Source organism: Streptomyces flavofungini (assembly GCF_041028215.1).
In the GTDB taxonomy this organism is placed as follows: Bacteria; Actinomycetota; Actinomycetes; order Streptomycetales; family Streptomycetaceae; genus Streptomyces; species Streptomyces flavofungini_B.
In genome coordinates, this window is sequence record NZ_JASKYR010000305.1 from 1 (window position 1) to 7,844 (window position 7,844).

Sequence of the window (7,844 nt, forward strand, 5' to 3'; positions counted from 1 at the left end):
GGCGTGCGCGTGTGGGGCGTGGAGACYACCGGCGCGGACGCGATGTCCCAGGCGTTGGCCTGCGGTGGGCCGGTCCACGTGGACGTGGACTCACGCATCACGACCCTGAGCGCGCCCACCGTGTCCCCGCTCACCTACACGATGGTGCGTGAGCTGGTCGACGAGGTGCTGGTCGTGCCCGAGGCGGAGGCCTACGCGGGCGTGCTCGAACTGGCCGAGCACGCCAAGGTGTGGGCCGAGCCCGCCGCGGGCTGCCTGCTCCCCGCCGCGCGCCGCGTCCTGGCCAAGACGGGCGACGCGACCCGGCTCGGCCTGGTGATCTGCGGCGGCAACGCATCGGTGGAGGACGTGACGGCGTACGCGGGACCGGCCATGTGAGACGCCGGGTGCTTGCGCGCAAGGTCCCTTCACTCCAGGTCTCTCCGAGCCAGGTCCCTTCGCGCCACGTCCTTTCAGGCCAGGTCCATGAGGACGCGGGCCCGGCAGCCCGCGTCCCGGGACTCGGTGAGCGTGACGCCCCGGGCGACCGCGTTCACGATGCTCCAGCCGAGCCCCGACCGCGGTGCCGTGCGTGCGCCCGGCAGATAGTCGAGCGTCAGCTCCAGGGTGTACTGGAAGGTGCGGGCGGAGAGCTGCCCGATCCCCGCAGAGTGCTGCTGTGCGTCCGCGACCAGTTCCGAGACGGCGAGCAGGGCGTCCATACGGCCCGACGCGGAGCGCCAGTCCTGCTCGTCGAGGAAGTCACCGAGGGCCGCTCGCGCTTCGCTCGCGCTCGGAGGGATATCGCTGAGAGTGCAGACGTACGGCGTCAAGGATCCATGACCTCCTGCTCGAAATGACCGGGTTGCGCCCGGTTGCCCAAGCGAGGGTCGACCACACGCGTACGCGTCCGGGTTCACCCGGTCGGCGGTGGGCCCGGGGTCGGCGGCCGGGCCCGGGCCCACTCGGTCAGGGGCGCACCACCGCCTTGAGGGCGCCCGGGACGAGGTCGGCGTTGAGCGCGTCCTCGACGTGGTCCAGGTCGAAGCGGCCGGTCACCAGGGACTCCAGGTCGACCTGGCCGGAGGCGGCGAGCCCGGCGGCCACGGGCCAGGTGCCGGTGTACCGGAAGACGCCGGTGACCTGCAGCTCGCGGTTCTGGATGACCGGGATGGGCAGCGGGACGTCATCGGCGCCCATGCCGACGAGTACGACGGTGCCCGCGCCCCGGACGGCGGTGATGCCCGCCCGGACGGCCGGGGTAGCGCCGGAGCAGTCGATGAAGGCGTCCACGTCCAGACCGGCGACAGGGTCGGCCGCCGGGTCGAGGGTGGTCGTCGCGCCGTACCGCTCGGCCATCGCGCGGCGTGCGGGCACGGGGTCGGAGACGATCACCTCCGCCGCGCCGAACGCCTTCGCCGACTGGGCGGTGATGACTCCGATCGGGCCCGCGCCCGCGATGAGCACCCGCGAGCCGGGGGCGATGGCGGCCTTGCGGCAGGCCCAGATGCCGACCGACAGGGGTTCGAGCAGCGCGGCCACGTCGTCGGAGACCGTATCGGGCACGGGATGGGCGAAGGGTGCCTGGATCGTCACGTACTCCTGGAAGGCGCCGTCGACGGGCGGTGTCGCGTAGAACCGCATGTGCGGACAGAGGTTGTAGCGGCCGGCCGTGCACTGGGCGCAGGTGCGGCACGGGCGCTGGGGCTCGATCGCGACGCGTTCGCCGATCCGGTCCTCGGAGACGCTCGTGCCGACCGCGACAATACGGCCCGACGCCTCATGCCCCAGGACCAGGGGCGAGTCGACGACGAAGTCCCCGATCCGCCCTTCGCGGTAGTAGTGCACGTCGGAACCGCACACGCCGACCGACGCCACCCTGACCAGGACTTCGTCGGCGGCGGGCGCGGGGACCGGACGTTCCTCCAGGCGGAGTCGGCCCTTGGCGAGGAGGACCGAGGCGCGCATCGTACGGGGGACCTCTTCGCGGACGGTGCTGCGGCTCATGAGGTGCGCTCCTGAGTGTGCTCCTGGTCGGAGGTGGTCTCTGACGTGCGGTCGTACACGGCGCTGTCGTCCACCGCTTCCCCCGTGGGCCCGCTCTCCTCGGGGGTCTCGCTCTCGGGGCCGATGGAGCGGCCCGCCCAGGTCAGGACGCGCCATCCCTCGGCCGGTGAGCCGGAGAGGATGACGACGGCGGTGTTCTCCAGGGGGTGGGAGGCGGCGAAATCGACGCCGATGTTCTCGGCGCGGGCCGCCACCCACATGCGGATGACGGCGCCGTGGCTGACCATGGCCACGGTCCGCGTGCCAGTGCCAGGGGCTGTACCGGGGCCTGTGCCGGTGTCGGCGGCCGTACCAATGCCGGTGCCGCTGACCGTGTTCGCGGCCTCTTCGATCACACTGTCGAAGCGGGCCAGCGCCTCCGTGCCGTACTCCCCGCCCGGCATGCGCAGCCCCGTGTCGCCCGCGGACCAGGCGAAGGCGGTGCCCATGTACGTATCGATGGCGTCCTCGTCACCACGCATCTCAAGATCACCGGCGGACAGCTCACGCAGGCCGTCCCGTACCCGCACCTCAAGCCCGGTACGGGCGGCCAGCGGCGCGGCGGTGAGCTGGGTGCGCAGCAGCGTGGACGCGTACAGGGCGCCGATGTCCTCACCGGCCAGCGCCTCGGGCAGCGCGGCGGCCTGCTGCTGGCCCAGCGGGGTCAGCGCGGGTCCAGGCTCCGCCGTGTCCAGCAGATGCTTCAGGTTGGAAGGGGTCTGACCGTGACGTATGAGCAGCAAGCGCATGGGAGGGTGTCTGTCTCCTGAGTGGTTGACCGTGGACTTCCACTCTGACACTTCAGGCAGCCGCCGGGGCACGGCACTCCTGGACGACCGTCCTAGACGACCCTGACCACGTACTTGCCGCGCACGCCTCCCGCCTCCAGGGCGCGGTGCGCCTCGGCCGTCTCCTCCAGCGGGAAGACGGTGTCCACCGCCGGGCGCAGCCTGCCCTCGGTCACGTGGCGTGCGAGGTCGTCGAAGGCCGCTGTCCTGGGGTTGCCGCTGAAGAAGCGCACTCGGCCGCGTCCGCGCACCGCGCTGGCCGCGATATAGGCGAGCGATGCCGCGGGCCGGTTCTGGTCGAAGGCGATGGTGACCATGCGCCCGCCGGAATTCAGCAGGTGGCGGAACGTCCGCAGGTCTGTCCCGGCGGTGTCAAGGACCACGTCGAAGCGGCCAAGATTCGCCGGGGAGACGGCCCTGTGGTCGAGCGCCTCGTGCGCGCCGAGATCGCGCACGAAGCCGAGATTGGCGGCGCGGGCGAGGGCGGTGACCTCGGCGCCGTAGGCCCGTCCGAGCTGTACGGCGGCATTGCCGACACCACCTGCCGCGCCCCGCACGAGCAGGCGTTCCCCGGCGCGCAGCCCCGCCTTGTCCCGCAGTGCGGTGATGGCCGTGGTGGCCACCGGCAGCGCGGCGGCGTCCACCAGGTCCAGTGCGCCGGGGACCGAGCCGAGCCGCTCGGCGGGCACAGCCACGTACTCGGCGGCGCTGCCGAAGCCGGAGGTGCGGGGCAGGACGCCCCACACACGATCGCCGAGTGCCACCCCCGTCGCATCGGCGCCCAGCGCGACGACTTCGCCGGTGAAGTCCAGCCCGGTGCGTTGGGGGAATTTCCGGCCGGTCAGGAGGCGGACGCGACCGGCACGGGCAGCGAGTTCGCCGCCGTTGACACTGAAGGCGTGTACGCGCACGAGTACCTCACCCCGTGCCGGTGCGGGGCGCGGCACCCGGCTCACGTACAGCACATCGGGGGTGCCATAACGGTCGTAGAGCACTGCCTTCATCGAGAGGTCGTCTTTCACGGCGCTGCCTCTTCCGTCGTTCTCCGTTGGTGGCCGGTGCGGTACTCCGGCGAGGGACGGCTTCGACCGTAGGCTCGTAAGTGGATGAGATCGTCCGTTTGAATCGGAAGTGAGAGGCAGCGATGACGGAATCGTCTCGGATCAGGAGACGGGACGGAGTGCGGGCCGACGGCGGAACGCGGGCCGACGGCGATGCGCGGACCGGTGCCGGAGTGCGGGCCGATGCCCGGCGCAACCGCGACCGGGTCCTCGTGGCCGCTCGCGCGGTCTTCGCCGAGCGCGGGATCGACGCGCCCATGGCGACCGTGGCGCGCCGGGCCGGAGTCGGCGTGGCAACGCTGTACCGGCACTTCCCGACCCGGGACGCCCTGGTGCGCGGTGCGTACGAGCAGCAGATGCGCACCTGCGGGCACGCGCTCACCGAGGCGCTGGCCGACCCCGACCCCTGGCGGGGTTTCCAGCGGCTCATCGAGACCGTCTGCGAACTCCAGCGCCAGGAGCGGGGATTCCCGGCCGCGTTCGCGGCGGCCTTTCCGGACAGCACGGTGGGCCACACATCCGCCCGGGAACACGCCGAGCGGGACCTCGCGACCCTGGTGCGCAGGGCCCAGGCATCGGGACATCTCCGTGCCGACTTCCGGCCGTCGGACGTGACCGTGGTGCTGCTGGCGCACGGAGGTCTGGTCACCGCTTCGCCGGACGATGGCGCGGCCTCCCGGCGCCTGGTGGCCTATCTGCTCCAGTCCTTCCGAGCCGACAGGGCCAACGAGCCCCTGCCGCCACCCACTTCGGTGACACTGCGCCATCTCGGCGTCACGAGCACGGCCGACGGAGGGCAGGCCACCCGGTCCCGGTAGGAGCGCGCCGAGCGACCACTGCTGAACACCGCACGCGACATGCGAACCGCCCACGCACACCCCATCCGGAACCGCTCCTGGAGCCGCTCCATGGAGCCGCTTCACGGGTCCGCTCCACGGGGTCGCTCCACGCGCCGGACCCCTTCACCCCTTGACGACCACCTTCTCGGCAGCGGGGAATCCCTTGTCCCACCAGTGCCCGTACCTCCGGTAGACGGCCGGATCACGGTCGGCGATCAGGAGCGACAGCTTCTCCGCCTCCTCCGTCAAGCCCTGCCAGGCCGCCTTGGAGAGCTGGTGGAAGGCGGTCAGTTCCACGCCGTCGTCGGTCGCGCGCCACACCCCGGCGACCTGTCCGTCCACGAGCAGGCAGGGCAGCACATCGCCGTTGCGACGGACGGCCAGGGACCGGTACTCCGGCGGCATGACGCGCCCGGGGACGGCGTGCGCGAGCAGCGTGCTGTCCCACATCGGCAGCAGCCTCGGCGGGGCCGGGGTGTCATCGGCGGGCACTGTGGCCCCGGCCAGGTCGAACAGGGCCGCACGGCCGGGTCCCGGAACCCGTATCAGCTGGTCACCGAGACCCTCTATGGCCGCGGATATCACGGTTCGGGTCAGCGGGGTGAAGCGAGCGAAGTCCTGGGCCGACGCGGGCCCGAACGCGCGCAGGTAGGCGAGCAGTAGGTGTTGAACACCGGCACCGGCCGCAGCAGCGGCACCGGCCTCGGCACCCGCACCCGCACCTGTTCCCCGCGGGGCGCCTTCGGGTGCCGGGGCGGCGCGGTAGGTGTTGCGGTGAGCGAACGACCACGGTCCCCGGGCAGGGGCGTGCCGCACGGGCGCGTACGTACGCAGCGCCCACCACAAACGGTGTGCGTGCTCGCCGTGCCGCTGGGTGAGTTCGGCTTCGACCTCGGCGCCGGTACGGGGCAGCCGCAAGAACTCGGCGAGCTCGGGCAGCAGCGCGTCGGCGTCGTGTGGGGTCAGTCCGGTCGAGGTATAGCGGCGGTCGTGCAGCCGCGATGCCCGCAGGGTGCTGAGCATGGCGGCGCGGAACGGCTCGTAGTCCTCGGCGTGGACGATGTGCAGCGTGATCCGCATGAGGGTCGCCTTGACGAGACGGCCGTCGGCGAGGGCCGCGTCGAGGTCCTCGGGAGCGAAGTCCCGCACGCGGTTCCAGAGCGCCAGGTACGGCGACGCCGGTGTCTGGGCCTGGAGAGCACACACTTGCCGGACCGCGTCCGCCACATCGAGGTGCTGTCGTCGCAGCAGGAGTTGACGGTCCAAGGTGGCCAGGACGAGCTGCCGGGCGGAGAGATCCATGGCCGGATCGTGCCACCTCCGGCCCGCATGCGGTACGCGCTGTCGTCGAACGCCGGGGATCGGTGCGGCCGGAGTGGTTCGGCCGCAGTGTCTCCGTCGGGGCGGTGCTGGTGCCGGTGCCGGTGTCGGTGTCCTGTGATTGTGCCGCTGTCCGTACCTGTGCTGATCTCACCAGCTGATCCCCGCCGCCACCGGCAGATGGTCGCTGCCCGTGGCCGGAAGCGTCCACGAGCTGGCCGGTTCCACGCCGCGAACCAGGATCTGGTCGATCCGCACCACCGGGAACTTCGACGGCCAGGTGAACCCGAAGCCGTCACCGGCCGCATCCTGGACCGAGCGCAGCTGCGCGGTGATGCCGGTGAACGCGCGGTCGTCCAGCACGCCGTTCAGGTCGCCGAGCAGGACCACCCGCTCAATGCGTTCGGCGGCGATGGCCTTGCCCAGCGCCTGTGCGTTCCTGTCCCGCGAGTCGGTCCAGAAGCCCGTCCGGGGATTGACCCGTGCCGAGCCCAGATGGGCCACGTACACCGCCAGCGGACCCTGCTTCGTGGCCACGGTGGTGCGCAGTGCGCGTATGTCGGCCATTCTGGCGTCGACCGGCTTGGTGTCCGCCAGTGGTCCGACATCCATCGCGGTGTCGACCGGTTCGGTGTCCGACAGCGGCAGCTTGCTCCACAGTCCGACCGTGCCCCGCACCACGTGCTGCGGGTAGGTCTTCGCCAGCTCCTTTTCGTACACCGGCCGCGCCTGTGGGGTGACCTCTTCCAGGGCCAGCACATCCGCGCCGGAGGCGGCCAGAGTACGGGCGGTGCCGACCGGGTCGGGGTTGTCGGCGCGGACGTTGTGACTGGCCACGGTGAGGTCGCTGGCCGGGTGTGACTTGTCGCCGAGCAGCCCGCCGAAGAGGTGCAGCCACGCCACGACCGGCAGCAGCAGCGCGACCACCGCTGAGGCGGAGCGGCGCCACAGCGCCCCGGCCAGGAGCACCGGCACGAACAGGCCGAACCACGGCAGGACGGTCTCGGCCAGGCTGCCGAGGTTTCCGATCCGGTTCGGGATTTTGCTGTGCAGGAGCATGAACAGGCCCAGCAGCAGCGCCAGCCCCGTGAGCACCAGGCCGCGCTTCCAGGGCTCGGGCCGGGTGCCGTTGCGGATCGCCCGGCGGACGCCCGCGCGCCAGCCATCCGTCCCGGGGTCCCGTGAGCAAGTGCCAGTGCCAGTGCCAGTGCCAGTGCCGGTGCCAGTGCCGGTGCCAGCGCTGTCCTGCCCGGCCTCCGCCGTCTCCACTCGCGTCATCGTCGCTTGCCGCTCAGTGCCGGTCACTGCTTCATCCTCGGGTCGTGGGTGGGGTCGGCGTACATACGCGGGCAGCCGCGATCGGGCGCCTCGGTGCGCAGTTCGAAGTGCCAGGGCTCGTTCTCGTATATGCGGCACAGCCCGTACTCGGCGCCATGCTCGGACAGCCACTGCGTGGCACCGGAGACCTTGAGGTCGACCGCGTCGCCCGACACATGGGGTGACGTCGCCGCCGTGGCCACCCAGCGCGCGGCCCGCTCTTCGGAGCCGTACTTGGCGACCGCCTCGCGCAAGAGCTGGTTCTGGTACGCCGCGGAACGCCAGCCGCTGTTGACGGAGAACTTCGCTCCGTCCACCGCCGCGTCGGTCGCGGCTGCGCGGAGAGCCTTGAGCAGGTCCGGGTCGAGTTTCGCCACGGCAGGTATCGCGTCGTCGAAGACGGACACGTCGTCGGGGACGACACCATCGGCCTCGCCGAGCGCACCGCGCTGCTCACCGCGGTCGCCATTGGGGGAGGGGAGCGAGGGGGGTTT

At 71.7% G+C, this 7,844-nt stretch carries 9 protein-coding genes; 2 read left to right on the forward strand and 7 right to left on the reverse strand.

The features are described 5' to 3' along the window. Window positions 1–378: pyridoxal-phosphate dependent enzyme (locus AB8Z36_RS21125; protein ID WP_369214918.1), on the forward strand; the 378-nt coding region annotated here is incomplete at its 5' end. A gap of 74 nt (window positions 379–452) precedes the next feature. Here the strand turns inward: AB8Z36_RS21125 and AB8Z36_RS21130 are convergent. From AB8Z36_RS21130 to AB8Z36_RS21145, 4 genes are all read right to left on the reverse strand, one after another. Further along, the gene (locus AB8Z36_RS21130; RefSeq protein ID WP_369214919.1) at window positions 453–812 is read right to left on the reverse strand and encodes a hypothetical protein; all 360 of its coding nucleotides are present in this window, start codon (window positions 810–812) and stop codon (window positions 453–455) included. A gap of 136 nt (window positions 813–948) precedes the next feature. Continuing rightward, the gene (locus tag AB8Z36_RS21135; RefSeq protein WP_369214920.1) at window positions 949–1,986 is read right to left on the reverse strand and encodes an NAD(P)-dependent alcohol dehydrogenase; all 1,038 of its coding nucleotides are present in this window, start codon (window positions 1,984–1,986) and stop codon (window positions 949–951) included. Beyond that, a complete protein-coding gene (locus tag AB8Z36_RS21140; RefSeq protein WP_369214921.1) occupies window positions 1,983–2,774 on the reverse strand; it encodes a histidine phosphatase family protein in 792 nt (263 codons plus the stop codon). The genes AB8Z36_RS21135 and AB8Z36_RS21140 overlap by 4 nt, the downstream gene beginning before the upstream one ends. A gap of 92 nt (window positions 2,775–2,866) precedes the next feature. After that, window positions 2,867–3,817 carry an NAD(P)-dependent alcohol dehydrogenase gene (locus AB8Z36_RS21145; protein ID WP_369214925.1) on the reverse strand — a complete coding sequence of 317 codons (951 nt, stop codon included), beginning with the start codon at window positions 3,815–3,817 and terminating at the stop codon, window positions 2,867–2,869. Window positions 3,818–3,957: 140 nt separating this feature from the next. On the opposite strand from AB8Z36_RS21145, the gene AB8Z36_RS21150 reads away from it, so the two are divergent. Beyond that, window positions 3,958–4,692: a TetR/AcrR family transcriptional regulator gene (locus tag AB8Z36_RS21150; RefSeq protein WP_369214922.1), complete on the forward strand. Its 735-nt coding sequence runs from the start codon at window positions 3,958–3,960 to the stop codon at window positions 4,690–4,692. A 144-nt stretch (window positions 4,693–4,836) separates the two neighbouring features. Here AB8Z36_RS21150 and AB8Z36_RS21155 read toward each other — a convergent pair whose 3' ends face one another. The 3 genes from AB8Z36_RS21155 to AB8Z36_RS21165 all read right to left on the reverse strand — a co-directional run. Continuing rightward, window positions 4,837–6,015, reverse strand: a complete 1,179-nt coding sequence (locus AB8Z36_RS21155) for a winged helix DNA-binding domain-containing protein (RefSeq protein WP_369214923.1) — start codon at window positions 6,013–6,015, stop codon at window positions 4,837–4,839. Window positions 6,016–6,183: 168 nt separating this feature from the next. Further along, entirely contained in the window at window positions 6,184–7,311 is a 1,128-nt protein-coding gene (locus AB8Z36_RS21160) for an endonuclease/exonuclease/phosphatase family protein (protein ID WP_369214926.1), read from the reverse strand. 23 nt (window positions 7,312–7,334) lie between these two features. Further along, window positions 7,335–7,844: M15 family metallopeptidase (locus AB8Z36_RS21165; protein WP_369214924.1), on the reverse strand; the 510-nt coding region annotated here is incomplete at its 5' end.